The sequence below is a fragment of the Sphingomonas azotifigens NBRC 15497 genome, assembly GCF_002091475.1.
In the GTDB taxonomy this organism is placed as follows: Bacteria; Pseudomonadota; Alphaproteobacteria; order Sphingomonadales; family Sphingomonadaceae; genus Sphingomonas; species Sphingomonas azotifigens.
This window is the reverse complement of the sequence record NZ_BCTR01000011.1, coordinates 1-24,702: the sequence shown is the minus strand read 5'-3', so window position 1 is coordinate 24,702 and position 24,702 is coordinate 1. Positions and strand designations below refer to the sequence as shown.

The window sequence follows — 24,702 nt, the reverse complement described above, 5'->3', positions numbered from 1 at the left end:
TTGCACGCCCTTCGACGTTCGCCAATCAATAATCCCGCGAATAGCGCAGCGTCGCCCCCGATCCGCCGAACGAACTCGTCTGCGACAACACGCTGAGCGCGCGCGACAGCGAGATTTCCAGCTGCGTCGCGGTGAAGCCGCGGGCATCGGTGATGATCTCGATATAGATATTGTTGGTGATGTACTTGCCCGCCGCCAGCGAGGTGCCGCGTCCGGTGGTATCGTCGGCACCGAGCACGCGCAGCCGATCGATACCCGTCGCCGACTTGAGCTGTCCGAGCGGGTTGAGCCCGCCGCCCGTTGCCCGCAGCGAGTTGAGCGCCGCGGCGAGCTGGATCGCCTCGGTCGCCGAGAGATTAGTCACGTTCGTCCCGAAGAACAGCCGCGACAGCACCTCGTCCTGCGGCAAGGCCGGGTTGGAGGTAAAGGCGATCTGCGGCTTCTGCGCGGTGCCGGTGATGTTGAGGATCGCGGTGACGCCCTCCGCCGTCGTGTTGGCCGAGATGTCGATCGTCGGGTTGGTCAGCTCCGCCCCCTGGAAGCTGATCACGCCCTTGGTCAGGTCGAAGCGACGGCTGGCGAAGCTGTAGGTGCCGCGCACCACTTCCATCGTGCCGCGGATCTGCGGGTTTAGCGTCGTGCCGCCGATCGTGATGTTCGCCTGCCATTCGGATTCGAGGCCCATCCCGCTCACCATCAGGCGATTGTCGGCGCGCACCCGGATCGCGAGGTCGAAATTGCCGAAGGCACGCGGCGGCTTCTTGGCCTGGGCCTGCTGGCTGGGATCGGCATCCCCCTTGCGCCGCACGCCGGTCAGCTCGGGAATTTCGGCCGCGCCCTGGCGGATGATCTGGTAGTTCGCCTCGGGGATGTTGATCTGCCCCTCGATCCGCTGGACATCGGCGCTCTTGGTGATGGTGAGCGTGCCGCTCGCCGTCGCGCCCAGTGCCTCGCTGCGGGCGAGACGGGCGTCGTCCAGCTTCACCGAGATCGCCATCGGAAAGCCCTCGGCCGAGGACAGGCCGACGCGGCCGCTGGCGCTGACGCTGCCGTCGCCCGCCTTGGCGCTCAGCTGGTTGAGCACAAAGGCGTCGTTGGAGAACTGGCCGTCGATCTTGAGATTGGTCAGCCGCGTGCCGGTGCCTTCATTGTCGTAGGTCAGGTTGTCGGCGCGCACGACGCCGTTGAGCTGCGGGCGATCGACCCGTCCGGTAAAGTCCGCCGCCATGCCGATCGCGCCGGTGAGCTGCTGGTTGGGCAGCCCGGCAAAGGCGAAGGGCAGTGCCGCCGGTCCGTTGTAGCGAATGCCGCCGGAGAGCGGCGCCGCCATCAGCCGCTCGGTCCAGCTGCCCGCGCCGGGCCCGAGCGGACGCAGCGTCGTGACGACGCGGCCGATGGTGGCGGTACCGCGGCGGATCAGCGCGCGCAGGTCGCCGCCATCGGGCAGCAGCTTGCCGACCACGCTGATATGCACGGGCGTCGAGACGCGGACGAGGCTGGAGCGGGTGAGATCGTCGATCTCCAGCCGCATGTCGGCGCTCGGGAACGCATCCGGCGCGGTCTGGGCGAAGTCGAGGCTGCCGGTCGCGGTGCCGCCAATGCCGAGGTCCGGCACGAAGGTGTTGACGATCGCCAGGTCGAGCTTGTCGAGCCGCGCCTGCAGCACGGTGCCGTCGCCATAGCGGCCGGCGAGGCGCAGGCTGCCCTGGTCGAAGTCGATCTGCGTCGGCAACAGCCGGTAGGTGCCATTCTCGATCGCAATCCGCGCGGCCTGGGGCGTGCGGAACTTGACCCCGCTCGCCTGCCCCTGGAGCGCCGCCGTCCACAGGGTCGGCGTCATCCGCCCATTGAGGGCGACATCGAACGCCACGCCCGACGAGCCGCTCGCGACCGCCTGCACGGTGCCGTTGCCGCCGCGATAGTCGATCTTGGCGCGCGCGGTGCGCAGCAGGAAGTCACCGCGCTTGAGATTGGCGACCTGCACGTCGGCGACGACCTGGGGCTGCTCGGCCAGCACGATGCTGGCATTGGCGATCGCGCGACCGATCGTAAGCTCGGCGACGCCCGGGATCGCCGCGTTGGCCGCGGTCGCCTGGATATCGGCACGCTGGAATTTGCCCTCGGCGCCGAGATTGGCGACGCCATCGACGCCTGATCCCCGGAAGCTCAACTGGCCGGCGAACGGTCCCGCGGGCGTTGCCTGCAGCTGGCCGGCGATGTCCATGCCCGCGAAGCGCGCGGCATTCACCTGGATCGCCAGCGCCTTGCCGGTCCGCACCAGCACATCGGCGTTGAACGGCCCGTAATTGCTCTCGCCGGTGGCGGTCACCGCATAGGCATCCCCGCGCCCGACCACCTTGGCCTCTACCTTGGCGAGCCCGACGCCAAGCCCCGGCTTCTCGGCACGCAGCAACAGCTGCGGCGCGTTGAGGGTCCCGCTCACCTGCGCGCTCAGCGGGCCATATTGATCGGAGACGGCGTCCGCCGTGATCCGGATCGGTCCCGCGGGGTCATAGGTCCCCTGCCCCCGCAGCACCCGGAATTGCGGCGCCTTGAGGCGAACATCGGCGATGCCGATCACCCCGCGCGGATCGAGGTTCAGCCGCGCCGAGGCGACCGTGTTGCCGCCCAGGAAGTTGCGGACGCCTTCGTTGAACAGCTTGCGGGTGCGCCCCGCGACTTTCCCGCGGATCCCCCAGCCGCCGCCCGGGGCGGTGTAGAGCTCGGCATCGGTGTTGAGGTCGACCACGCCGACCCCTGCGATCGTGTAATCGTTGATCCGCCCCTTGAGCGCGCCGGTATAGCGCCCCTTGGCCATGTCGGCAGCGACGATCGCGGTCGCGTCGATCTTGTCCGACTTCAACCGCAGATTGTCCGAGAGGATGCGGCTGCCCGAAATGGCGAGATCGCCATTGACCGTCACGTTGGTGACCAGCCCACCCGCCGCGGCATTCAGCCCCGAGACCCGCGCCGCCCGCGCACGCACTGGCACCAGGATGCGATCCGAATCCACGCGGGCGCGGCCCTCGGCATAGAGCTGCTCGACCACCGTCTCGCCAAAGCCGATCGCGCCGGCGGAGAGCTTGTAGTCGACCATCGGCGTCGCGAAGGCGCCTTCCAGCGCGAGCGAGGCGCGCACCGATCGGCCGACCAGCTTCGGCGCGATCGTACCCGGCTTCAGCAGCAGCGCGTCGACATGCACGCCGTGGAATTGGTTGTTGCCGAGATCGACAAGGCCCCGCGCCTGCGCCGAAAGCGCATCCGACTTGAGCTTGATCACGCCATCGGCCTTGCGATCGGCCCAGCGGAAATCGGTGTCGAGCCTCAGCCCCGGCGCGGTCAGCCGCTCGACCGGGCCTTGCAGATAGCGCCCGGGATGCGTCATGCCACGGATCTGGAACCGGCCATTGTCCGCCGTCACGTCCAGGTCGGCGAGGCTTCTGCCACCCAGCGTCGCGATCCCCTTGCCCTGCCAGTGCTTCCAGTCGCCCGCACCCTGCACGCTTGCCACCAGCGGCGCCTGCAACCTGGCGAGCCCCGCGACCAGACCGCCCTTGGGCGCGCTCAGCCGCAGATCGATGTCGAGGCGGTTAGCCGCCGGCACGGCGTCGAGCTTCAGTGCCAGCCGATCGCCGCCTGCCACGCCGCGTGCGGCGATGGTGCCGGCATCGGCGACGATCTGCGCACGCCCGTCGGAGAGATGCGCCGAACCGCGCAGCTGCGCAATGTGCCGCTGACCGTCCACCGCCGGCGCGATGTCGATCCGCGCGACGGCCAGCCGCGCCACGTCGATATTGAGGTCCGGCAGCAGCGGCGCGTTGGGATCGCCGGACGGCTTCAGCTCGGGGAGCCGCGCGAGGCGGATCTCAGGGCTCTCCAGATTGCGGATGTCGATGCGGTTGTTCAGATAGGAGAGCGGCCGCCAGTCGAGCCGGATCTCCTGCGCCGTGGCGAACACCCCCTTGGTATCGCTCACGCGCACGTCGCGCAGGATCATGCCGCCATAGATCGAGCCATCGATGCGCCCGATGCGGAAGCCCAGGCCGGATTCGAGCTTCAGCCGCGCGAGCTGGTCGGCGATGAGCCGCCGTCCCGGTTGGGTATCGAGCCCGAGCACGGCGAGCCCCGCCAGCGCGGCGAGCGCCGCCAGCCCCGTCGCAACCCACAAGGCGACTTTCGCCCAGAGCGGCCTGCCGGACCGCACTACCGTCACCGTCTCGATTTCGGGCACGTTGTCCGCCATTAAAATGCCTGCCCGATCGAGATGTAGAGCGCGATTTTCGACTCGTTCTTCTTGCGTGCGATCGGCGTCGCGACGTCGATGCGCAGCGGGCCGAAGTTGGTGTAGAGCCGGCCGCCGATACCCGCGCCGAAGCGCAGGTTGCGGCCGGTCGGCGTGGTGCCTTCATAGACCTGGCCGGCGTCGAGGAAGGGCACGATGCCGTAGTTGCCGAAGCGATAGCGCGCCTCGATCCCGAACTCGTTGAACGAACGGCCGCCGACCGGCTTGTCATCCGGCGATCGAGGCCCGAGCTCCTGATAGCCGAACCCTCGGACCGATCCGCCGCCGCCGCCATAATAGCGGCGCGACGGCGGCAGATCGTCGCGCGAGATACCGTTGATCGAGCCGGCGCGCGCGCGGCCGGCGATGACGATATTGCTGGTGACCGGGTAATAGCCGTCCACCTCCAGCATCATCCGCGCATAGGGCCGCGCCTGTCCGCGCACCGAGGTTTCGGCGCTCAGATTGCCCTTGATGCGATAGCCGCGGGTCGGGTTGAGCAGGTCGTCGGACGTGTCATAGCCGAGGAAGGTCGGAATCGCCGCGATCAGCCAGGTGCCGCGATCACGCTTGCCGCTATTATAGTTGTAGCGGTCCTCGTTCGAGCCGACCAGTTCGGCGCCGTAATAATAGGTCCAGCGCTTCTGCCAGATCGGCGTCGAATCGCGCGAGATGCGGGCCGAAAGCGTGCTGGTGAACGCCTCGAACGCGTCATAATCCTGGTGGTTGAGCGACGCGGTGACCAGGAAGGTGCGATCGCGCCTGCCGGCGTTGGAGCGGCGAAAGGTCGTCGTCAGTGCCTGTTCCTGCGTACCAAGGATGCTGCTGATCGTCAGCGCGCCTTCGGGCGGGAACAGGTTGCGGTGCGCCCAGCTCGCCTGGAGCTTGATGCCCTGCCCCGTGCTGTAGCCGAGTTCACCCGCCAGCGTGCGCGCCTTGCCGGCCACCTGCCGCACCAGCAGATCCACCTGCTCGGTGCCGTCCGGCCCGGGCCGGCCGGTGCGCTGCGGCTCGACCGAGACGGTGGAGAACAGCCCGGTCGCGATCAGTGCCTGGCGCAAATCGTCGACCTTGCGGCTGTCGTAGATCGCGCCCTCCCGGTAGCGACGGAAGATGTCGATATGGTCCGGCGTGAACACCTGGCGATTGCCCGCCGTCTGGATCTGGCCGAAGCTCGCGCGTGGGCCGAGCGTTACCGGCAGCGTATAGTCGCCGGTGTGGGTGGCATCGTCGAGCACGATGTCGCGCTGGCCCAGTTCGATGAACGGATAGCCCTGTTGCGGCATGCGCAGCGAGACATTGGCCTCGGCCGCCAGTACCCGATTGGCCTGGATGGGATCGCCCGGGTTGAGGTTGAGCTCGCGATCGAGCAGCCCCGGCGGCACCGTCGGATCGCTCTCGATGCGGATCGTGCCGAGCCGGTAGAGCCGCCCCGGCGACGCGACGATGGTGGCCTGCACGCTGCCGGAATTGGGCGGATCCTGGGTGATCGAAAGCGCGGCGGTTGCGTCATAATAGCCGAGCGACTTCATCAGCCGCAGCGCCAGCTTCTCGTCCTCGCGGCCACGCGCCGAGACCATCGCGGCATTGGCAGCCTTGCCCTTGCCATGCTGGAGCGCGGATAGCTGGCGGAACTGGCCGTCGAGCCGCAGTTCCTCGAGGCCGGACACGCGCGTGGTGTAGCGAATGGCCGGCGCCTTCTCCGAGTCGTCGGCGGTGTCGGCGACGGGCGCCACCTTGAAGTCCGCGAGCGGCGGCAGCGGTGCCGCCATCTCGGGCGCTTCCGCACCCGCGGGCGCAAAGCCCTGTTCGGCGGCCTGCGCCGGGACAGTCGCGGACGGCTGCACTGTCTGCGCCGCCGGCTTCGATGCAGCAGCGGCGGGCGCAGCCGGCTTCTGGAAGCCGCCCAACGGCTCGAGCGGCGCATTGATGTCGTCGCTCAGCTTGGGCAGCGCAGCGTCGAACGCGGCGTCCGGTACGATCGGCGTGGTCGCCTGGGGATCGGCGGGCGCGGTGGCCTGTGCCGGCAGGCTCGGCTGCGGCGCGCCCTGCCCAGGCTTGGGATCGTTTAGCTGGGCATGGGCGATGGCGGGCACGAAACCCGCCCCCGCAAGCGCGGCGACCCAAACCACCCGAACCCCTTTACCCACGCGCCTCCTTCTGGAGCCGCGATTGAATCCGGCCCGCACGACTTCGTAACGGTCCGTAGCCGATTTGGCTCCCCCGTTGCGGCGCTCCAAGCAATGCGCGCGATCAAAGGCAAGGCTCGAGCGCCTTGGCGCGCGTACGATATCGGTGCAGTAACGGCTCGGTATAGCCGTTGGGCTGCGCCACGCCTTCGAAGATCAGCGCGCGCGCCGCCTGGAGGGCGAGGCTCTCCGTCTCACGGCCGGCCATCGGCTGGTAGAGCGGATCCCCGGCATTCTGCGCGTCCACCTTGGCCGCCATGCGCCGCAGCGCCGCCTCCACCTGCTCCACCGTCGCGACGCCGTGGAGCAACCAGTTGGCGATGTGCTGCGACGAGATACGCAGCGTCGCGCGATCCTCCATCAGCCCGATGTCATGGATGTCCGGCACCTTCGAGCACCCGACGCCCTGGTCCACCCAGCGGACGACATAGCCGAGGATGCCCTGGGCATTGTTGTCCAGCTCACGCTCAACCTCGTCGGTGTTCCAATTGCGTCCGCCGGCGAGCGGCACCGTCAGCAGATCGGCAAGCGGCGGCACTTCGGGGGCAAGCGCGCGCTGGCAGGCGGCGACATCAACCTGGTGATAATGCGTCGCGTGCAGCGTCGCTGCGGTAGGGCTTGGCACCCAGGCGGTGGTGGCACCGCTTTGCGGATGGGCGATCTTCTGCGCGAGCATATCGGCCATGCGATCGGGCGCCGCCCACATCCCCTTGCCGATCTGCGCGCGACCGGCGAGGCCGCAGTCGAGCCCGATGCGGACATTGCGCGCTTCATAGGCAGCGATCCAGCGCGCCGCCTTCATCTCGGCCTTGGGCACCATCGCGCCCGCGCGCATGCTGGTGTGGATCTCGTCGCCGGTGCGATCGAGGAAGCCGGTATTGATGAAGAACAGCCGGTTCTTCAGCGCGTGGATGCACGCTGCGAGATTGGCGGAGGTGCGCCGTTCCTCGTCCATCAGGCCGATCTTGATCGTATGCGGCGCAAGGCCGAGCAGCGCTTCCACTTCGCCATAGAGGCGATCGGCAAAGGCGCATTCCTCGGGGCCGTGCATCTTCGGCTTGACCACATAGATCGCGCCTTCGCGGCTGTTGCGAAGCGTGCCCAGCCCCCGCACATCATGCAACCCGATCGCGCCGGTGACGATCGCGTCCAGAATGCCTTCGGGCGCCTCGCTGCCGTCGGCCAGCAGCAGCGCCGGGGTCGTCATCAGATGGCCGACATTGCGGACCAGCAACAGCGCGCGGCCCGGCAGCGTCGATCCATCGGCGAGCACCCGATCGGGCGCGAGCGTGCGCGTGAGCGCGCGGCCGTTCTTGGCGAACGTCTCGGTCAGATCGCCGCGCATCAGCCCCAGCCAGTTGGCGTAGCCGAGCACCTTGTCCTCGGCATCGACCGCGGCGACCGAATCCTCCAGGTCGATGATCGCGGTCAGCGCCGATTCGAGCAGCACGTCGGCGATGTGCTGGGGATCGTCTTTGCCGATCGGGTGGCCGGGATCGCGAACGATCGCGAAATGCAGCCCGGCCGCGCCGCGATAATAGATCGTCTGGCGTACGCCTTCCGCGGTGCTGCCGATTTCGACGGCGTCCGGCAGCACGCGGTCGAGAAAGGCGCGCGCCCAGGCGATGACCTGCTGCCCGCGCTTCGCGTCATACCCCCCAGGCTGGGGCGTGCCCGGGATCGCGTCGGTGCCGTACAGCGCATCGTAGAGGCTGCCCCAGCGCGCATTGGCGGCGTTGAGGACGAAGCGCGCATTGAGCGCCGGCACGACCAATTGCGGCCCCGCCAGCGCGGCGATCTCGGCGTCGACGCCGGACGTCGCAATGTGGAACGGTGCCGGCTCGGGCACCAGATAGCCAATCTCGCGGAGAAACGCCTCGTCGGCAACGCCGCCGCCCGCAAGCTCTGCGTCTATCCGGGCTTGCAGATCGTCGCGCTTGTCCAGCAGCGCGCGATTTTCCGGGGCGAACTGCGCAAAGATCGTCGCGGCGCCGGCCCAGAAATAGGCAGGATCGATGCCGACCGGCGGCAGCACGCTGGTCTCGACGAAGTCCGCCAGCGGCGTTGCAACCTTCAGCCCGGCACGCTCAACATACATGGTCACGCAGTCCTCCTCGCGGTTCTTCGCTACACGCCTGGGGAGGGCTCCACCTGCTTACGCGAGCCGATGCGCGCCGATCAACCCCCGTCGAGTGCCGTAACCGCCGCTTCGATCCGCGCGAGCATCGCCGACAGCTGCGCCTGCTCCTCCTTCGAAAAGCTGGCGAACAGCGCCCGCTCCATCTCCAGCGCCTTGGGAGCGATCTGTTCGTAGAGCTGCCAGCCATCGGGGGTCAGCGCGACGAGGTGGGAACGCTGATCGCTCGGATTGGCGGCACGGGCGATCAGGCCCCGCTCGGCAAGCCCGATCGCGGCGCGACTCACCGTCACCTTGTCCATGCGCGTGCGGCCACACAGCGCCTGCTGGCTCATCGCCCCCCCCTCTGCCAGCACCGCGACGAGTCGCCATTCAGGGATGCGCAAGCCAAACAATGTCCGGTAGGCGCTCGCAATCGCGTCCGACACCGCATTGGAGGCAATCGAAAGGCGGTAGGGCAAAAAATCGTCCAATTTCAAGCTATTCATCGATCCCCACGCTCCTCGATTAACCAATCCGTAGCTGACAACGCTGGCAGGTTGCAATTTTTGCAATGATACCGGTAACAGTTCGCACTTGCAGCAGATGGGTGCGCGGTGCAGAAAGATCGGGCCTTTCAGGCATCCTCTCCTAAGACTTTCATAGGCCGCCCCACGGGGTGGCCTTTTTTTTGGCCCCGCTGGCGCCGCGGATCAATGCCCGGTTGTCATCAGCCCTCCCAGCCAAACCGCCCAGGCGCCTGCGGCGAGCAGCACGCCGAACGGCAGACGGTCGGTTGCCCGCACCTGCCGTCCCGCCGCCAGTTTCAGCACGACGAGCGCCAGGCCGAGAAGGCTTGCGACGAGCAGCACCTCGGCCAGCGGCTCCCAGCCCAGCCAACAACCGATTGCGCCGAACAGCTTGGGATCCCCGCCCCCCAGGCCTTGCCGTCCCCGCAGCGCCTTGTAGCCGCGTGCGACCAACCAGAGGGCGAGAAAGCCCGCGGCACCGCCAATCAACCGCGCGCCCAACGGCACGCCTAACCCTAGCGCGCCGACGGCCAGGCCCGTCGCGACCAGGACGCCGTTGAGCATGTTCGGCAGCCAGAAGGCGGATAGATCGAGCGCCGCGAGGGTGAGCAACAGCCAGCCGAACACGGCGCCTGCGGCGCCCTCCCCACCCGGGGCCGCAATGCCGGCGACCACACCGATCGCCAGGCCCAGCACCTCGGTGATCCAGTGGCTCGGCGCAATCCTGCCACCGCAATGGCGGCAGCACCCACGTTGAAGGAGGAAGCTGGCCACCGGCACCAGTTCCACCGCCTTCAGCGACGCACCGCACGAATCGCACATGGATCGTCCGCGGGCGACGCTGCGCCCCTCCGGCCAGCGGATCGCGATCGTAGCGATGAAGCTGCCGAACACCGCGCCCAGGACCCCGAGCAGGATCGGCCAGCCCCAATGGTCCATCGGTGTCATGCGGCGATCGCGGACGGATCGCGTCCCGTTCGAAGGCTTTCACGATATTCCGGCACGCGCTCCTCCTGCGGGAGTGCGCGCGCTTTTGCAAACCCGCCCTCGGCCCCCTAGATCGCCCCCAACCACTCGAGAGGAGCCTGTATGTCTGCCGACCCCGTCGTGATTCTGTCCTATGCCCGCACACCGATGGGGAGCTTCCAGGGCGCCCTCGCCGACGCCACCGCCACCGATCTTGGGGCGACCGCCGTCGGCGCCGCGGTCGAGCGGGCCGGTCTCAAGGGCGAAGCGGTCGAGCGAATCTATATGGGCTGCGTGCTCCCCGCGGGGCTCGGCCAGGCGCCCGCCCGCCAGGCGGCGCTCAAGGCCGGGCTGCCGCAGCACATCGAAGCAACGACGATCAACAAGATGTGCGGATCGGGCATGCAGGCGACGATCATGGCCGCCGAGTCGCTGGCCGCCGGATCGGTCGACCTGCTGATCGCCGGCGGCATGGAGAGCATGACCAATGCGCCGTACCTTTCGATGCGCCACCGCAGCGGCGCGCGGATCGGGCATGACGTGCTCAAGGACCATATGTTCCTCGACGGGCTTGAAGATGCCTATGAACCGGGCCGTCTGATGGGCAGCTTCGCGGAGGAGACGGCCAAGGAGTATCAGTTCACCCGCGAGGCGCAGGACGCCTTCGCCATCGCCAGCCTGGAGCGCGCCAAGGCGGCGCAGGCCAGCGGCGCTTTTGATCGCGAGATCGTTCCCGTCGAGCTGCAGGGCCGCAAGGGCGTGGTGACGGTGGCGCTCGACGAACAGCCGACCAAGGCCGATCCCGCCAAGATCCCGACGCTCAAGCCCGCCTTCGCCAGGGACGGCACGATCACCGCCGCCAACGCCTCGTCGATCTCGGACGGCGCGGCGGCGCTGGTGCTGGCCCGCGCCTCGGTGGCGGAGAAGCTGGGCCTGAACCCGATCGCGCGAATCGTCGGCCATGCCGCCCATGCCCACGCACCCGCACGCTTCACCACCGCACCGGTGTTCGCGATGCGCAAGGCGCTGGAGAAGGCGGGCTGGGAAGCCGGCAGTGTCGACCTGTTCGAGGTCAACGAGGCCTTTGCCTGCGTGACGATGATCGCGATGCAGGAACTCGGCCTAAGCCATGACGTGGTGAACGTGCATGGCGGCGCCTGCGCGCTCGGCCACCCGATCGGCGCCAGCGGCGCGCGGGTGCTGGCAACGCTGCTGTCGGCGCTGGAGCGCAACGGCCAGAAGCGGGGCCTGGCCTCACTGTGCATCGGCGGCGGGGAAGCGACCGCCGTGGCCGTGGAACTGATGGATTGAAGCGAACCGTAGCCCCTCCGCTTCAGGCGCATCAGGTCGGCACTGCCCCCGGCAGCGCCTGAACAGCGCCGGGCGCTGTTCACCTGATGCGGGGTTGGGGTGGGGCAGTGTCTCACCGAGACCGACGGACGTTCTGGAATCCCTCCACCCCAACCCCTCCTCCAAGGAGGAGGGGCTTGAGAGTCGTATTTTACCGCAGCGTCTCGCCGGGATCCGTCCCCCAGATCCGCGCCTGCTCGACATAGCCCGCGCGACCGCCGGCATCGAACCAGCACCAGCCGCCGCTGCACGCGCTGATCTTCCCCACCACGCCCGGCGCCGCGCGCCAGCTGATGTGCGACTCGGCGGAGGGGCTGCTGTGCAGCTCCGCGACGCCGCCTGCCACGATCGCGGTGCGCTTGTCCTCCAGCAGATTGGCTTGCATCCAGCCCTCTGCCCCGTCCGGATCGCGCACCTTCAGCCAGGCACCGTAACTGGCGATCACCTTGAGCGGCAGCCCGCGCCGCTGGTAGAACCAGTTGGTGGGATAGTTGCGCCCCGGCCCGGTGCGCATCCGCGCCTTGCTCGCCTTGAGCGACGCGAAATAGGGCGGCTTGCGCTCCGCATGGGCGGGGGCGGCCAGCGCGACGAGCGCCAGGGCCGAAAGTCCGATCGATAAACGCCGCTGCTGCATGCCTCGTCTATCGGCCAGCCGCCGCCACGCTTCAACCGTTGACTGCGCCCCCGCCACCCGCCAAGCCATGCATATGGCCGATCCCAAGCGACCGTCCCGCCCCCGGGTGATCATTACCCGCGCGCTGCCGCACGCCAGCGAAGCGCGGATGGCGGAGCTGTTCGACTCGGCCCCGAATCCCGCCGACACGCCGATGGACATCGCCGCGCTCGCCGCCGCGATGGCCGATGCCGATGTGCTGGTCCCCACCGTCACCGATCGTATCACGGCCGAACTGCTGGCGGCGGCGCCCGATCGTCTGCGGCTCATCGCGAATTACGGCGCGGGGGTCGGGCATATCGACCTCAAGGCGGCACGTGCCCGCGGGATCGTCGTCACCAACACGCCCGGCGTGCTGACCGACGATACCGCCGACATGGCGATGGCGCTGATCCTCGCCGTGCCGCGCCGGCTGGTCGAGGGCGACAAGCTGGTCCGCTCGGGCGACTGGCGCGGGTGGAGTCCCACCAGCATGCGCGGTCACCGCATCGGCGGACGCAAGCTCGGCATCCTCGGCATGGGGCGGATCGGCCAGGCGGTGGCGCAGCGCGCGCGCGCCTTTGGCCTGCAGATCCATTATCATGGCCGCCACCGCGTGCACGAGGTGCTCGAACACCAGCTGGGCGCGACCTATCACGACGATCTGGATGCGATGCTCGAAGCGATCGACATCCTGACCATCCACACACCGCATACTGCCACGACGAGCGGCCTGATCGACGCGCGACGGCTCGATTTGCTGGGGCCGGACGGCTGGCTGGTCAACACCGCGCGGGGGGAGATCGTCGACCCCGAGGCGCTGGTGGTGGCGCTGCAGGAACGCCGCATCGCCGGCGCAGGGCTGGACGTCTATGTCGACGAGCCCAAGGTCGATCCGCGGCTGATGGCACTGGAAAATGTCGTGCTGCTGCCGCATCTCGGCTCGGCGACCTTCGAGGCGCGCGAGGCGATGGGGATGAAGGTCATCGCCAATATCCGCAGCTGGGCGGACGGGCACCGCCCGCCGGATCAGGTGTTCGAGGGGTGGTTGTGATCCACCATTTCTAAGCCCCTCCTCCTGGGAGGAGGGGTTTGGGGGTGGAGGGATTCCAGAACGCTGGTTGGTCTCGGTGAGACGCTGCCCCACCCCAACCCCGCATCAGGTGAACAGCGCCCCGCGCTGTTCAGGCACTGCCGGGGGCAGTGCCGACCTGATGCGCCTAAAGGGGAGGGACTAGGAGCGCCGCTCCATCAATCCCCGGTCAGGATCCGGTCGACCAGCTGTTTCACCGTCGGCACGAAGCCGTTCGAATAGAACGGATCGCGCTTGAAGTTGTACGCGGCGTGGCCGGCGAACATCAGGTTCTGGTCGGTATCGCCGCCATGGGCGATATCCTGCAGCGTCTTCTGGATGCAGAAGCTGCGCGGATCGGCCAGGCGGCCGGTCGAGTTGGTCTCGGTATCCGCCCAGGACGAGAACTGGCACTGGCTGAGGCAGCCCATGCAGTCGGCCTGGTCCTTGCGGATGATCTGCTGGTCCTCGGGCGTCACGAAAACCAGCGTGTTGTCCGGCGTCTTGAGCGCGCTGGTGAAGCCCAGGCCGTGCCATTCGCGCGCGCGCAGCAGGTCGTTGCGGGTCACCCAGAAATTCTTGCCCTTCACGCCCACGTCGAGCTGGAAGGTGTGGTCGCCCGCCGCCTCGGTCGAGTACGGGACCTGGCGCTCTGAACGCGCTTCGAGGTGACGGAGAAACGGATTGCGCACCGCGCTCGAATAGAAGCCGGTTGGCGAGAAGCGATGCAGCAGCACCTCCCCTTCCTCGATCTCCATCAGCTTGGCCTTCCAGCCCTCGGGGATCGGGCTCTCCTGGGTGAGCAGCGGACGCGTGCCGAACTGGAAGGCGATCGCACCGAGTTCGGGATTGTCGATCCAGTCGTTCCAGTCGCGCAGATACCAGACGCCGCCAGCCATCACGATCGGCACGCTGTCCGGCAAGCCGCCTTCGCGCATCACGTCGCGCAGCGCCTTGACCCGCGGATAGGGATCCTGCGGCGCGCGCGGGTCCTCGGCATTGGACAGGCCGTTATGGCCGCCGGCGAGCCAGGGATCCTCATAGACCACCGCCGCCAGCCATTCCTGCGCCTTGGAATAGGCCCGCTTCCACAGCGCGCGGAAGGCGCGGCCGGAGCTGACGATCGGCAGGTAGCTCACCTCGTGGTGCGCGGCGATCTCGCTGAGCTTGTAGGGCATGCCCGCACCGCAGGTGACGCCCGCCACCATGCCCTTGGTCCGCTCCAGCACGCCCTGGAGGACACGCTGGGCGCCGCCCATCTCCCAGAGCACGTTGATGTTGATCGCGCCCTTGCCGCCGGCGATCTCGAACGCGCGCTTGACCTGCTGGACGGCGCCTTCGATCGCGTACTGGATCAGCTCTTCATGGCGCTCGCGACGCGTGAGGGCACGGTAGATCTGCGGGATGATCTTGCCATCCGCATCATAGCTGTCGGCGTTGACCGCGCTGACCGTGCCGATACCGCCGGCGGCCGCCCAGGCCCCTGCGCTCGCATGGTTGGTCGCTGCGACGCCCTTCCCACCCTCGACCAGCGGCCAAACCTCACGACCGTTGTAGTTGATGGGCGAAAGACCCTTGAACACACTGCCTCCACAAAAATTGCCGCGCGACGCTAGCCGGAACGGCCGCAACAAGCGAGTAACAAATAGTACCGGACCGGTCTCAGCCCAGCACGCCCGGCCGCCCCATCGCCTGGGCGTAGAGCCGCGCATAGGCCGCGACCATCTCGGCCTCGTCGTACAACGCAGCCGCCCGCAGACGGTTCGCCTCACCCACCCGCTTCCGCTCGTCGGGGTGTTGCGCGAGCAGATCGAGCCGATCCCGCAGCGACACTTCGGTGCGGTCGGGCGAGAGATATCGCCGATTGGGCTCCGATACCATTGCCGCAATATCCCCTACCTGCGGGGATACCACCGGTAGCCCGGCCGCCATCGCCTCCAGGACCGACACGGGCGCCTGCTCGCTTTTCGAGGACAGCGCGAACAGGTCGAACAGCCCTAGATAGCGATGCGGATTGGCGATGAAGCCGGGCAGGTACACCTGGTCCTCCACCGCCATCGCCTCGGCCTGGTCGAGGATCGCCTGGCGCTCGGGCCCCTCGCCCAGGATCACCAGCTTGAAACGCGAGCTCATGCCGGCAACGGCGCGGACCAGCATCGGCAGGTCCTTCACCGGTCGAAGCCCCGCCAGACAACCGATGAACACTTCGCCCTTGCGGCGCTTTTCCAGCATCGGCAGCAGCTTGGGGTCGAGCTGGCCCGTGTAGCGCGCCGTCGGCACCCCATTGGCGATGCGCACCAGCCGCTCCGCCGGCTGCTTCCAGAACTTGGTCGCGACCTGCTCGAGCTTTTCGGAGGGTACCACCAGTGCATTGGCGGCAGGCAGCGCCATGCGACGATACATGTTACGGACGGTGCTCAGCTTTTCCGCCTCGTCGGCGTTGAAGCCGTCCTCGTGATGGATGATCGGCGGCAGTCCCTTGCCGAACACCCGCGCCGCCATCACCCCGTCGATCGCGCCCCAGTTATAGGTGAGCACCAGGTCGAAGCGCCGCATGAACCGCGCAATCGCCTCGTAGCGCTTTACCGAGGGCTTGCCGGTGAGCGGCGGCGGATCGAGCGCGATCTCGTATTTGATAGGGCGGTCGATCGCCTCGCGGGCGCCGAGCTGGTCGGGCATCGCCGAGACGATGGTGTGCCGCGCGCGATCGCCGAACGCGTTCATCAGCTGCACCGCCCGCGCTTCCTTGCCGCCGAGCGCGAAGGTGGAATGAAGATGGAGGATGTGGATCGACATGGGGGCCGGGGTTTAGCGGCGGTTTGCGGCGACGTCATCCGTTAGGATGCGGAGCACGCGTAACGGTTGCTGCGCGCGCGTGCCCTGTGGCATACCCAAAGCTCAAAAACGATATCCGGAGAGGTCCCATGGCTACCGCGCTCGCGCAGAACAATTCGGTCAGCGATGCCGAGTGGGAGGCGCGCCAGCAGCTCGCCGCCTGCTACCGCGTGTTCGACATGCTTGGCTGGTCGGAGATGATCTACAACCATATCACGGTGAAGCTGCCCGATCAGGACGGCGCCTTCCTGATCAACCCGTTCGGGTTGCATTTCAGCGAGGTAAAGGCCTCCAACCTCGTCAAGATCGACATTGACGGCAACAAGCTGGACGACTCGCCCTATCCGGTGAACCGCGCCGGCTTCGTCCAGCACGCGCTCTTCCACCGCCATCTGCCCGATGCGCATTGCATCATGCACAGCCATACCACGGCCGGCATGGCGGTCGCGTCGCTCGAGGGCGGGCTGCAGCCGACCAACTTCTATGCGTGCAACTTCATCGGCCAGATCGCCTACCATGATTTCGAAGGCGTCACCGTGCGCGACGAGGAGGGCGAACGGCTGCTCGCCCATCTCGGCGACAAGCGGGTGATGCTGCTGCGCAACCACGGCATCCTCACCATGGGTCGCACCCTGCCCGAGGCCTTTCTCAAGCACTGGGGGCTGCAGCGCGCCTGCGAGATCCAGATTGCGACGATGAGCATGGGCCGGCCGATCCAGATCGCGCCAGAGGTCGTGGCCGTACACCAGCGCGACGTCCATATGGCGCAGGTACCAGGCGGCCCCGGTGCCGCGGACTTTGCGGCGATGGTGCGGCTGGTCGATCGGATCGATCGCAGCTGGCGCGAGTGATGCGCCTTCCTTGCGAAGGCACCTCCCATCCTCTTGCCGCACTATCCGGGCCGTCGCCCGCACAGGGCCGACTGGAAAGTGCTTATCCGAAGCGGAAGCCGCTGACGGCCCAGCCGAGCACATGGTCGCGATAGTCGCACTCCGCCGGTCCCTCGCCGCCCGCGCCGAGCGCGACCATCAGCGGAAGCAGATGCTCCTCGCGCGGGTGGGCGAATTCGGCATAGGGCAGGTCGCGCCAGGCGACGAGCCGGGCCTCGCGGCGCGCGGGATCGGGATCGGTCGCCGCCGCCGCCAGCGCATCGTCCCACGCATCGGCATAGGGCGTCGCCTGCGGGCCACGGACGCGCAGATTGTGGAAGCTCATCCCCGAGCCAATGAGCAGCACGCCTTCGTCGCGCAGCGGCGCGAGCGCCTTGCCGATCGCGACATGCGCGGCGGGATCGAGATCCGCGCGGAGCGACAGTTGCGCGAGCGGGATGTCTGCATCGGGCACCGCCACCTTCATCGGGATGAACACGCCGTGATCCCATCCCCGCTCGCGCTCGACGCCGGTCGGAAAGCCTGCCTGGTCGAGCAGCGCCTTGACACGCAGCGCGACGTCCGGCGCGCCGGGGGCATCCCAGCGCAAGTGATAGGTATGTTCGGGAAAGCCGTAATAGTCGAAAAGCAGCGGCTGGCCGTTCCCGGCATGCACCGTCACCGCGCGCTCTTCCCAATGGCCCGAGACGAGCAGGATCGCCCGCGGCCGCTCCGGCAGGCTGGCGAGTATCCCCGCCAGATAGGCCTGCATCGGCTGCCACATCGGGTCGGGAGGCCCACCCGCCGGGTCCATGAAGAAGCAGGGGCCGCCGCCATGGGGCACGAAGAGCGCAGGTAGGGTCATGCGCAATATGTCGCCTGCTGCGCACGGCACCACAATGGCGGTTTCGGAAACCCGTCGTTTCCCGCTAGGGTCGCGACCATGACTCGGTTCACCGTCAACAACCAGCCGGTCCAGTATGCCATGGATCCGCAGACGCCGCTGCTCTGGGCGCTGCGCGACGCCTCCAACCTCACCGGCACCAAATATGGCTGCGGCACCGGCGATTGCGGCGCCTGCACCGTCGACATCGACGGCGCCGCGCGGCTTGCCTGTCGCGAGACGATCGGCGCGATCGAAGGCACCTTCGTCACCACGATCGAGGGGCTCTCGCCCGATCGCAGCCACCCGGTGCAGCAGGCCTTTCTTGCCGCGAACCTCGTCCAGTGCGGCTATTGCATCCCCGGCATGGTGATGGCCGCCGCGGTGCTGATCCGCACCAATCGCAACCCGTCGGAGGAAGATATTCGCCAGGGCATTCCCAATATCTGCCGCTGTGGCATCTATCCCCGCCTGGTTGCTGCCATTCAGGATGCCGCGCGGATTGCCCGCGGCGACCCGGAAGACGGCGCGTGAAAGCTTTCAATCTGCTGACAGGGCAATTCAGAACCGGCTCAGCGTCGCGCAGCTATACCGGCAGCATCGGCACGGCGACTTTGCCGCTGCCATCGGAGAATGGTTCGATGAAGAGGATGCTGTTGGCGGCGATCGCAGCCGCGACCGCGCTGGTCCCCGCCGCTGCACTCGCGCAGGACCGCGGCGAGCATCGCGGCGGCTGGTCGCGTCCAGAAGGTGCGCGCGGCGATGGCCAACGCTGGGGCGGCGGCGCGCCGCAGGGGCAGGACCGCGGCACTTGGCAGCGCCCGCAAGGTGCGCCGCCGCCGCAAGACCGTGGCAACTGGCAGCGGCCGCAAGGTGCGCCGCCGCCGCAACCGCAGGATCGCGGCAACTGGCAGCGGCCCGAGGGGAATCCCGGCTGGCAACGCCCGCAAGGCAACCCGCAGGTGCAGGATCGCGGCGACTGGCGCCGTCCGGACGGGCAGCCCCGCCCTGCCTTCCAGCAGCCGCAGGGCGGTCCGGCGCCCGTCCAGCAGCCGCGCAACTGGCAGCAGGGCGAGCGGCGGCCGGACTGGCAGAACCGCGGCGACCCGCGTCGCGACGCCGGCTGGCAGGATCGCCGCTGGAACAACCAGCCGCGCCCCGACTGGAATCGCGATCGCGGCGACTGGGATCGTCGCAACGGCAACCATGGCTGGAACGACCGTCGCGACTTCTACGGCGCCGATCGCTGGCGTGGCGATCGCGGGGTGTGGAACAGCGGCTGGCGCAACGACCATCGCTACGACTGGCGCGGCTATCGCGACTATAATCGCAGCCTCTACCGCTTGCCGCGCTACTATCCGCCGGCGCGCTGGAGCTATGGCTATCGCCGGTTCACGATCGGTTACCGCCTGGATAGCTTCCTGTTCGCGCCGCAATATTGGATCGGCAATCCCTACGCCTATCGCCTGCCCGACGTCTGGGGGCCGTATCGCTGGGTGCGCTATTATGACGACGCGTTGCTGGTCGATGTCGATACCGGCCAGGTGGTCGACGTGATCTACGGCATCTTCTGGTAAGCGTCAGGACGAAATGCACGCGACTGGGCCGGCAGCGATGCCGGCCCTTTTTCGTGTCGGAGCCGCGGTCTTGCAATCGCGCCACTTGGCGGCAATGAGTTCGGGCGTGAGCAAGACGAACGCCAACAGCAAGGGATCGCCCTCCCCCGAACGGGCACGGATCGGCCGCGAGGTAGCGGCACGGCTGGACTCCACCCCGGGCGTGCGCCGCACCAAGGTAGATCTCGCCCAAGTCTATACCTATCCCGATTTCCTCAGCGATGCCGATTGCGACATGCTGGTGGCGCTGATCGACAGCAATGCCCGCCCGTCTACGCTGCTCGCCGCCACCGACGACCCCGACTATCGCACCAGCCACAGCTCGGACCTCTATCGCTGGGCGCCGGAGGTGCAGGCGATCGACAATCGCATCGCCGATCTGCTCGGCATCCCGGTCGAGAATGCCGAGACGATGCAGGGCCAGCGCTACCAGCCGAACCAGCAGTTTCGTGCGCATTGCGACTATTTCCACGAAGACAGCGGCTATTGGGACAAGATGCTGGAAACCGGCGGCCAGCGCACCTGGACGGCGATGGCCTATCTGAACGATGTCGAGGAAGGCGGCGCCACCTGGTTCCCGCGCGCGGGCATCCGCTTCAAGCCCAAGCGCGGCCTGCTGGTGATCTGGAACAACATGCTCGCCGATGGCAGCCCCAATTACGACACGCTCCATGAGGGCATGCGCGTGGTGGAGGGCACCAAGTACATCATCACCAAGTGGTTCCGCGAGCAGCCCTGGATCAAGGCACCGATCCAGACCTATCGCTCGGGCGTGGTCGACGCCGGCGCGGATTGAGCGCCGGCACCGTCCGGCCGGTCAGAACAGCACGAGATCGTCGAAGCTGGTCAGCGCATCGTCTGCTACTTCCACGCCGACCGACTCGGTCGCCGCGCTGCGCCGACGTGGACGCCGCCGCCCCGGCTTGCCGGGCGACGCGAGGGGGTCGACCTCGCGCAGCGAGCGCTTGTCGCCATAGGTGAAGCGCAGTCCGGCGAGATCCTCGACCACCGCAATCGGCCGCTGATAGGTACCATAGGCGCCGAATGGCACCGCGGGGGCGCCTTCCAGCCCGAACCGATCGATCACATCCTTCTGGCTGAGCAGATAGGCCGTGGCGAACAGCCGCCCGCCCGCCGCCACTGCGACCACGACTTTCCAGAACTCCAGCGGATAGGCGATGCCCCGATAGACCGGGTCCGCCGCGCCGAACACCGGGCCAGTGAACACCTGCACGTCGAACCGGTTGTGCTCAGCCGTCTCCTCCAGAATATAGCGCTCCAGCCCCTGCCACAGATGGATGGCGGGATCGGGGCTCTTGTCTTGGTTGAAGATCTCATGCTGCGGTGTGCAGTTGGTCCAGGTGCAGGTGCCGTTGGCGCGTCGCACCGCCGACACCGGATCGCTGCCCCATTCCATATCCTCGCGGCGCGTGAGGTGCCCGCGGTCGAACTTGTTGTTGCGGTAATAGCTGTTGTCGACCTGGTGCTCGCGCGCGATGCGATCGTCATAGAGCCACTGGTCGCTGCGGCCGCTGATCGCCGGCCGCATCCCCCAGCTGACATTGGCGGCGGAATAGAAGGCGAAACGCCGCGCCTTGTTCATCACCACGCTGTACCGGTCATACTCCAGCACGCCGGCCGCGCGCTGCTCAGGCGTGAACGTCTGGCCATAGGCATCGCGCAGCGGCGCGATCAGCTCCTTCTGCATCACCTCCGGCAGCGGAACGCGCAGATCCCCGGTGCCGAGGAACTCGGGATCGAACCCCTTCCCCCAGTCCCTTGCCGGATCGACCGGCGCATCGATCACGTTCTTGCGCGCCTTCTCGGGCGCGACCAGCGCCGCTTCGGTCGCGCCGCCCTGGAGCAGCGACACGCTGCCATCCTCGCCGACGAGCAGGTTGAGCGTCAGATGCTGTGCCATGCTGGACTCCTTGGGGCTGATCACGGTCGAGGGCGCGGTGGGAATGGCGGCCGCCGCCGCGCGCGGCGCGTTGGCGGCAAGCAGATCGGGCAACGCCACGCCGGCACCGAAGCTTACCGGCAGCCGCACGTCCACATCGGCGAGCCCGGTGGCGAGGATCGGGGCGATGAGCGGGTGCGCGGCCATCTTGGCGTCCGCCCGCAGCGTATCGACGATGCGCGAGATTCGAATGCCCTCGTTGGCGATCCACTTGACCCGGTCCTCGCCGTCGCGGGTGGGATCATAGTCGCGGCCGTCGATCGTCTGCCACTTGCCGTCGCGCGTCTCGGGCACGCCGCTGTGATGCAGCGCGACGAGCAGCCAGTCGTTGTTGAACACCGGCGAGCCGGACGAGCCGCCCTGAGTATCGGTGGCGTACCAGAGAACGTCGTCGGCGCGCTTGATCAGCTGGTTCTCGCGGACGCAGATCTGCTTCCGCTCGCCGCCGGGATGCTGGATGATCGTCAGCCATTCGCCTTCGATCGCCTTGCCGGGCGTGCCCAGCAGCGGCAGCCAGCCCAGCCCCGTTCGGGCGAAGCCGCCGGTCCGGTCGCGCGCCGCCACCGCGACGAGCGTGAAGTCGAGCGCGGAGGAGGTGTAGAACAGCCGATCGGGCTCGAGCGCGAAGCGCCACGGCGTCAGGTCTTCGCCCGTCGCGGCACGCTCGTATAGCGCCTCCGCCTCGGACGGCCGCGCCGTCTCCGCGCTGTCCAGCACATGGTGGTTGGTCAGCAGGACGCCGTCGCCGACGAGGAAGCCGGTGCCATAGCCGCGCACCGTCCCGCCGGCACCGCGCAGCACGATCCGCACCACGGTGCGCGCCACCAGCGCACCGCGCGCAAGATAGTTCGCCTCCTGCAGCTCATTGCCGCCGATGATCCGCTCGAACGCGCGATCGGCCTCGTCGCGCGACTGGTAGGCGGCCGTAAGGAAATCGTGGCGCTGTCGCTTCGCCGCGGCGCTGGCGACTTGTTCGGGGGGCGCGCTGCGAGCGTTCGTGGCAAGATCCGCGAGATCCGTGCCGAGTTGTTCCGCCCTCGTTTCCGCCTTGCTGACGGCCTGCTGCAATTCGACCGACATCACCGCCATTCGATCCTCCCCCGAACGACTTGACCAAGGTGCACCATTAGCTTTGCAGATTTACGACGGCCAGCCCAAGCCGCCGCAGCGCTCTGCCCGGCGACGCCCCTCGACAAGCGGGGGCGTACCGGCCACATCGGGGCCATGTCCCCTGCCCTCAATGTCCATCGCTCGATCCTGGGCCAGCCCTGGCGCTGGCGCGGACTCGCCGCCGACGCGCGCGATCCGAACTTCGCCCCCGACGACCTCGTCACCCAGCTGCTGCTCACCCGCGGCGTCGACCGCACCGACCTGGAGCGCCACCGCACCCCCAGCATTCGCGCCTTCATGCCGGATCCCTCGATCTTCCGCGACATGGACGTGGCCGCCGAACGACTGGCCGACGCGGTGCAGGCGGCCGAGCGCGTCGCGATCTTCGGCGATTACGATGTCGACGGCGCCACCTCCGCCGCCCTGCTGATCCTGCTGCTGCGCGATCTCGGGCTGGAGGCCACGCCCTATATCCCCGACCGACTGATGGAGGGCTATGGCCCCTCAGGCGAAGCGCTGGTGCGGCTGAAGCAGCAGGGGCATGGGCTGATCGTCACCGTCGATTGCGGCGCCCAGGCGTTCGAGGCGCTGGCAATGGCGCGCGATGTCGATGCCGACGTGATCGTCGTCGACCATCACAAATGCGCGACCGAACTTCCCGTCGCCCATGCGCTGGTGAACCCCAACCGGCTCGACGAAGGCGAAGGCGCCGAGCACGGCCACCTCGCCGCCGTGGGGGTCGCCTTCCTGCTCGGCGCGGCGCTGATCCGGGCGCTGCGAGCCCGCGGCTTCTTCGCCAGCCGGCCCGAACCGCGGCTGCTCGACCTGCTCGATATCGTTGCACTGGGCACCGTCGCGGATGTCGCGCAGCTGAAAGGCCTCAACCGCGCCTTCGTCGCGCAGGGCCTCAAGGTGATGGCGCAGCGGCGCAACCTCGGCCTTGCCGCGCTGATCGAGGCCTCGCGCCTCACCCGGGCGCCGACTTGCACCGATCTCGGCTTCGCGCTGGGGCCGCGGATCAATGCCGGAGGCCGCGTCGGCAAGTCGGACCTCGGCGTGCGGCTGCTCACCACCCGCGATCCGGCCGAGGCGCGCGCGATCGCCGCCGAGCTCGACCTGCTCAACGAAGAGCGCCGCGCGATCGAGGCGGAGGTACAGGCAGCGGCCGAATCGCTGTGCCTCGCCGGCGGCGACCGGATGGTGGCGCTCGTCGCCGGCGACGGCTGGCACCCCGGCGTGATCGGCATCGTCGCGGGTCGGTTGAAGGAAAAGCTCGGCCGACCGGCGCTGGTGATCGCGATCGGCGAGGACGGCATCGGCAAGGGGTCCGGGCGATCGATACCGGGCGTCGATCTGGGCGCAGCGGTGCTCGCGGCGAAGGATGCCGGTCTGCTGATCGCCGGCGGCGGCCATGCCATGGCGTGCGGCGTCACCGTCGCCGCCGATCGCATCGACGCGCTCGCCGCGTTTCTGGAGGAACGGCTGGGCGATCGAATCGCTGCGGCGCGCGGGGAACGCGCGCTGCTGCTCGATGCGGTGCTGAGTCCCGGCGGCGTGAACCCGATGCTGGTCGAGGCGATGGAGGCCGGCGGCCCCTATGGCATGGGCTGGCCCGCGCCGCGAATCGCTGCCGGTCCGGTGCGCGTGATCAAGGCCGATCTGGTCGGCACCGGCGGCCATGTCCGCGCGATCGTCGCAGGGCCCGACGGGCGAAACCTGAAGGCCGTCGCGTTCCGCCAGGCTGAGACCGAGCTCGGCCAGGCGCTGCTTTCCGCCCCCAGCCACCGGCGGCTGTGGCTGGCCGGTCGCGCGAAGATCGACAACTGGGGAAGCCGCCCGGCAGCAGAATTGCACATAGAAGATGCAGCATGGGCAGAATGAGCGCTTGACGGCTGCAGAATCGCCCCCTATTCGGCCGCTCCACGCCACGCAGTTGGCCCCTTCGTCTAGCGGTTAGGACGCGGCCCTTTCACGGCTGAAACACGGGTTCGATTCCCGTAGGGGTCACCAAATTGCCTTCTCAAGGCATGCCAGAACATGCCATAAACGGCTGTTTTCTGCGGTTTTTGGTGGTATAACTCTATCATTCAAGCTGGCAAAATGCCACTACATACCAGCAAGCTGATGGTATTTTTGATGGCATGTGCCGGTCGCTTCGACGGGAGATACCATCATGGCGCTGTCGGTGGTTGCCATCAAATCCGCAGAGATTCGCGGCGAGGCGTACAAGCTAAGTGATAGAGACGGCCTCTACCTGCTCGTGACGCCATCT

Annotated in this window: 17 protein-coding genes and 1 tRNA gene; 8 read left to right on the top strand and 10 right to left on the bottom strand. The window is 67.9% G+C overall.

The genetic code is table 11. The annotated features are described in order from the left end of the window. Positions 1–25: 25 nt before the first annotated feature. The 5 genes from SAZ01S_RS05035 to SAZ01S_RS05015 form a co-directional block, all read right to left on the bottom strand. Positions 26–4,243, bottom strand: coding sequence for a translocation/assembly module TamB domain-containing protein (locus tag SAZ01S_RS05035; protein WP_084580681.1), 4,218 nt, complete (start codon positions 4,241–4,243; stop codon positions 26–28). After that, positions 4,243–6,432: an autotransporter assembly complex protein TamA gene (locus SAZ01S_RS05030; RefSeq protein ID WP_167693077.1), complete on the bottom strand. Its 2,190-nt coding sequence runs from the start codon at positions 6,430–6,432 to the stop codon at positions 4,243–4,245. The genes SAZ01S_RS05035 and SAZ01S_RS05030 overlap by 1 nt, the downstream gene beginning before the upstream one ends. Positions 6,433–6,535: 103 nt before the next feature. After that, the gene (locus SAZ01S_RS05025; protein ID WP_084580679.1) at positions 6,536–8,569 is read right to left on the bottom strand and encodes a malate synthase G; all 2,034 of its coding nucleotides are present in this window, start codon (positions 8,567–8,569) and stop codon (positions 6,536–6,538) included. Positions 8,570–8,649: 80 nt separating this feature from the next. Beyond that, entirely contained in the window at positions 8,650–9,096 is a 447-nt protein-coding gene (locus SAZ01S_RS05020; protein ID WP_084580677.1) for a MarR family winged helix-turn-helix transcriptional regulator, read from the bottom strand. A 204-nt stretch (positions 9,097–9,300) separates the two neighbouring features. Beyond that, positions 9,301–10,056, bottom strand: a complete 756-nt coding sequence (locus SAZ01S_RS05015) for a prepilin peptidase (RefSeq protein WP_084580675.1) — start codon at positions 10,054–10,056, stop codon at positions 9,301–9,303. A gap of 150 nt (positions 10,057–10,206) precedes the next feature. Here SAZ01S_RS05015 and SAZ01S_RS05010 point away from each other — a divergent pair, with 150 nt between their 5' ends. Beyond that, a complete protein-coding gene (locus SAZ01S_RS05010; RefSeq protein WP_084580673.1) occupies positions 10,207–11,394 on the top strand; it encodes an acetyl-CoA C-acyltransferase in 1,188 nt (395 codons plus the stop codon). Between the two features lie 190 nt (positions 11,395–11,584). Here SAZ01S_RS05010 and SAZ01S_RS05005 read toward each other — a convergent pair whose 3' ends face one another. Then, positions 11,585–12,067 (bottom strand): SH3 domain-containing protein, encoded by a 483-nt coding sequence (locus SAZ01S_RS05005; protein ID WP_084580671.1) that lies wholly within the window; start codon positions 12,065–12,067, stop codon positions 11,585–11,587. A 73-nt stretch (positions 12,068–12,140) separates the two neighbouring features. On the opposite strand from SAZ01S_RS05005, the gene SAZ01S_RS05000 reads away from it, so the two are divergent. After that, positions 12,141–13,139: a 2-hydroxyacid dehydrogenase gene (locus SAZ01S_RS05000; protein ID WP_084580669.1), complete on the top strand. Its 999-nt coding sequence runs from the start codon at positions 12,141–12,143 to the stop codon at positions 13,137–13,139. A 197-nt stretch (positions 13,140–13,336) separates the two neighbouring features. Here SAZ01S_RS05000 and SAZ01S_RS04995 read toward each other — a convergent pair whose 3' ends face one another. Both SAZ01S_RS04995 and SAZ01S_RS04990 read right to left on the bottom strand, forming a co-directional pair. Next, positions 13,337–14,740, bottom strand: a complete 1,404-nt coding sequence (locus SAZ01S_RS04995) for an NAD(P)H-dependent flavin oxidoreductase (protein ID WP_084580667.1) — start codon at positions 14,738–14,740, stop codon at positions 13,337–13,339. A gap of 79 nt (positions 14,741–14,819) precedes the next feature. Continuing rightward, positions 14,820–15,953 (bottom strand): glycosyltransferase, encoded by a 1,134-nt coding sequence (locus SAZ01S_RS04990; protein WP_084580665.1) that lies wholly within the window; start codon positions 15,951–15,953, stop codon positions 14,820–14,822. 128 nt (positions 15,954–16,081) lie between these two features. Between SAZ01S_RS04990 and SAZ01S_RS04985 the strand changes: the two genes are divergently transcribed. Then, positions 16,082–16,843 (top strand): class II aldolase/adducin family protein, encoded by a 762-nt coding sequence (locus SAZ01S_RS04985; RefSeq protein WP_084580663.1) that lies wholly within the window; start codon positions 16,082–16,084, stop codon positions 16,841–16,843. Between the two features lie 82 nt (positions 16,844–16,925). Here the strand turns inward: SAZ01S_RS04985 and SAZ01S_RS04980 are convergent, their stop codons facing one another. Beyond that, positions 16,926–17,726, bottom strand: coding sequence for a DODA-type extradiol aromatic ring-opening family dioxygenase (locus tag SAZ01S_RS04980; RefSeq protein ID WP_084580661.1), 801 nt, complete (start codon positions 17,724–17,726; stop codon positions 16,926–16,928). Positions 17,727–17,804: 78 nt separating this feature from the next. On the opposite strand from SAZ01S_RS04980, the gene SAZ01S_RS04975 reads away from it, so the two are divergent. The 3 genes from SAZ01S_RS04975 (at position 17,805) to SAZ01S_RS04965 (ending at position 20,156) form a co-directional block, all read left to right on the top strand. Then, the gene (locus SAZ01S_RS04975) at positions 17,805–18,278 is read left to right on the top strand and encodes a (2Fe-2S)-binding protein (RefSeq protein WP_084580660.1); all 474 of its coding nucleotides are present in this window, start codon (positions 17,805–17,807) and stop codon (positions 18,276–18,278) included. 107 nt (positions 18,279–18,385) lie between these two features. Then, positions 18,386–19,321 carry an RcnB family protein gene (locus tag SAZ01S_RS04970; protein WP_084580780.1) on the top strand — a complete coding sequence of 312 codons (936 nt, stop codon included), beginning with the start codon at positions 18,386–18,388 and terminating at the stop codon, positions 19,319–19,321. 106 nt (positions 19,322–19,427) lie between these two features. Next, entirely contained in the window at positions 19,428–20,156 is a 729-nt protein-coding gene (locus SAZ01S_RS04965; protein WP_245824615.1) for a prolyl hydroxylase family protein, read from the top strand. Positions 20,157–20,177: 21 nt separating this feature from the next. Here the strand turns inward: SAZ01S_RS04965 and SAZ01S_RS04960 are convergent, their stop codons facing one another. After that, the gene (locus SAZ01S_RS04960) at positions 20,178–22,409 is read right to left on the bottom strand and encodes a DNA/RNA non-specific endonuclease (protein WP_084580656.1); all 2,232 of its coding nucleotides are present in this window, start codon (positions 22,407–22,409) and stop codon (positions 20,178–20,180) included. A gap of 135 nt (positions 22,410–22,544) precedes the next feature. Between SAZ01S_RS04960 and recJ the strand changes: the two genes are divergently transcribed. Both recJ and SAZ01S_RS04950 read left to right on the top strand, forming a co-directional pair. Then, positions 22,545–24,311, top strand: coding sequence for a single-stranded-DNA-specific exonuclease RecJ (recJ, locus tag SAZ01S_RS04955; RefSeq protein ID WP_084580654.1), 1,767 nt, complete (start codon positions 22,545–22,547; stop codon positions 24,309–24,311). A gap of 54 nt (positions 24,312–24,365) precedes the next feature. Further along, positions 24,366–24,440: transfer RNA gene (locus tag SAZ01S_RS04950), tRNA-Glu, on the top strand. Positions 24,441–24,702: the final 262 nt, after the last annotated feature.

What these genes read in the sequence shown, in the direction of transcription:
- SAZ01S_RS05035 (WP_084580681.1), bottom strand. Translation starts at nt 4,243, where the DNA reads ATGGCGGACAACGTGCCCGAAATCGAGACGGTGACGGTAGTGCGGTCC.
- recJ (WP_084580654.1), top strand. Translation starts at nt 22,545, where the DNA reads ATGTCCCCTGCCCTCAATGTCCATCGCTCGATCCTGGGCCAGCCCTGG.
- SAZ01S_RS04975 (WP_084580660.1), top strand. Translation starts at nt 17,805, where the DNA reads ATGACTCGGTTCACCGTCAACAACCAGCCGGTCCAGTATGCCATGGAT.
- SAZ01S_RS05020 (WP_084580677.1), bottom strand. Translation starts at nt 9,096, where the DNA reads ATGAATAGCTTGAAATTGGACGATTTTTTGCCCTACCGCCTTTCGATT.
- SAZ01S_RS04990 (WP_084580665.1), bottom strand. Translation starts at nt 15,953, where the DNA reads ATGTCGATCCACATCCTCCATCTTCATTCCACCTTCGCGCTCGGCGGC.
- SAZ01S_RS04960 (WP_084580656.1), bottom strand. Translation starts at nt 22,409, where the DNA reads ATGGCGGTGATGTCGGTCGAATTGCAGCAGGCCGTCAGCAAGGCGGAA.
- SAZ01S_RS05005 (WP_084580671.1), bottom strand. Translation starts at nt 12,067, where the DNA reads ATGCAGCAGCGGCGTTTATCGATCGGACTTTCGGCCCTGGCGCTCGTC.
- SAZ01S_RS04980 (WP_084580661.1), bottom strand. Translation starts at nt 17,726, where the DNA reads ATGACCCTACCTGCGCTCTTCGTGCCCCATGGCGGCGGCCCCTGCTTC.
- SAZ01S_RS05010 (WP_084580673.1), top strand. Translation starts at nt 10,207, where the DNA reads ATGTCTGCCGACCCCGTCGTGATTCTGTCCTATGCCCGCACACCGATG.
- SAZ01S_RS05015 (WP_084580675.1), bottom strand. Translation starts at nt 10,056, where the DNA reads ATGGACCATTGGGGCTGGCCGATCCTGCTCGGGGTCCTGGGCGCGGTG.
- SAZ01S_RS04985 (WP_084580663.1), top strand. Translation starts at nt 16,082, where the DNA reads ATGGCTACCGCGCTCGCGCAGAACAATTCGGTCAGCGATGCCGAGTGG.
- SAZ01S_RS04970 (WP_084580780.1), top strand. Translation starts at nt 18,386, where the DNA reads ATGAAGAGGATGCTGTTGGCGGCGATCGCAGCCGCGACCGCGCTGGTC.
- SAZ01S_RS05025 (WP_084580679.1), bottom strand. Translation starts at nt 8,569, where the DNA reads ATGTATGTTGAGCGTGCCGGGCTGAAGGTTGCAACGCCGCTGGCGGAC.
- SAZ01S_RS05000 (WP_084580669.1), top strand. Translation starts at nt 12,141, where the DNA reads ATGGCCGATCCCAAGCGACCGTCCCGCCCCCGGGTGATCATTACCCGC.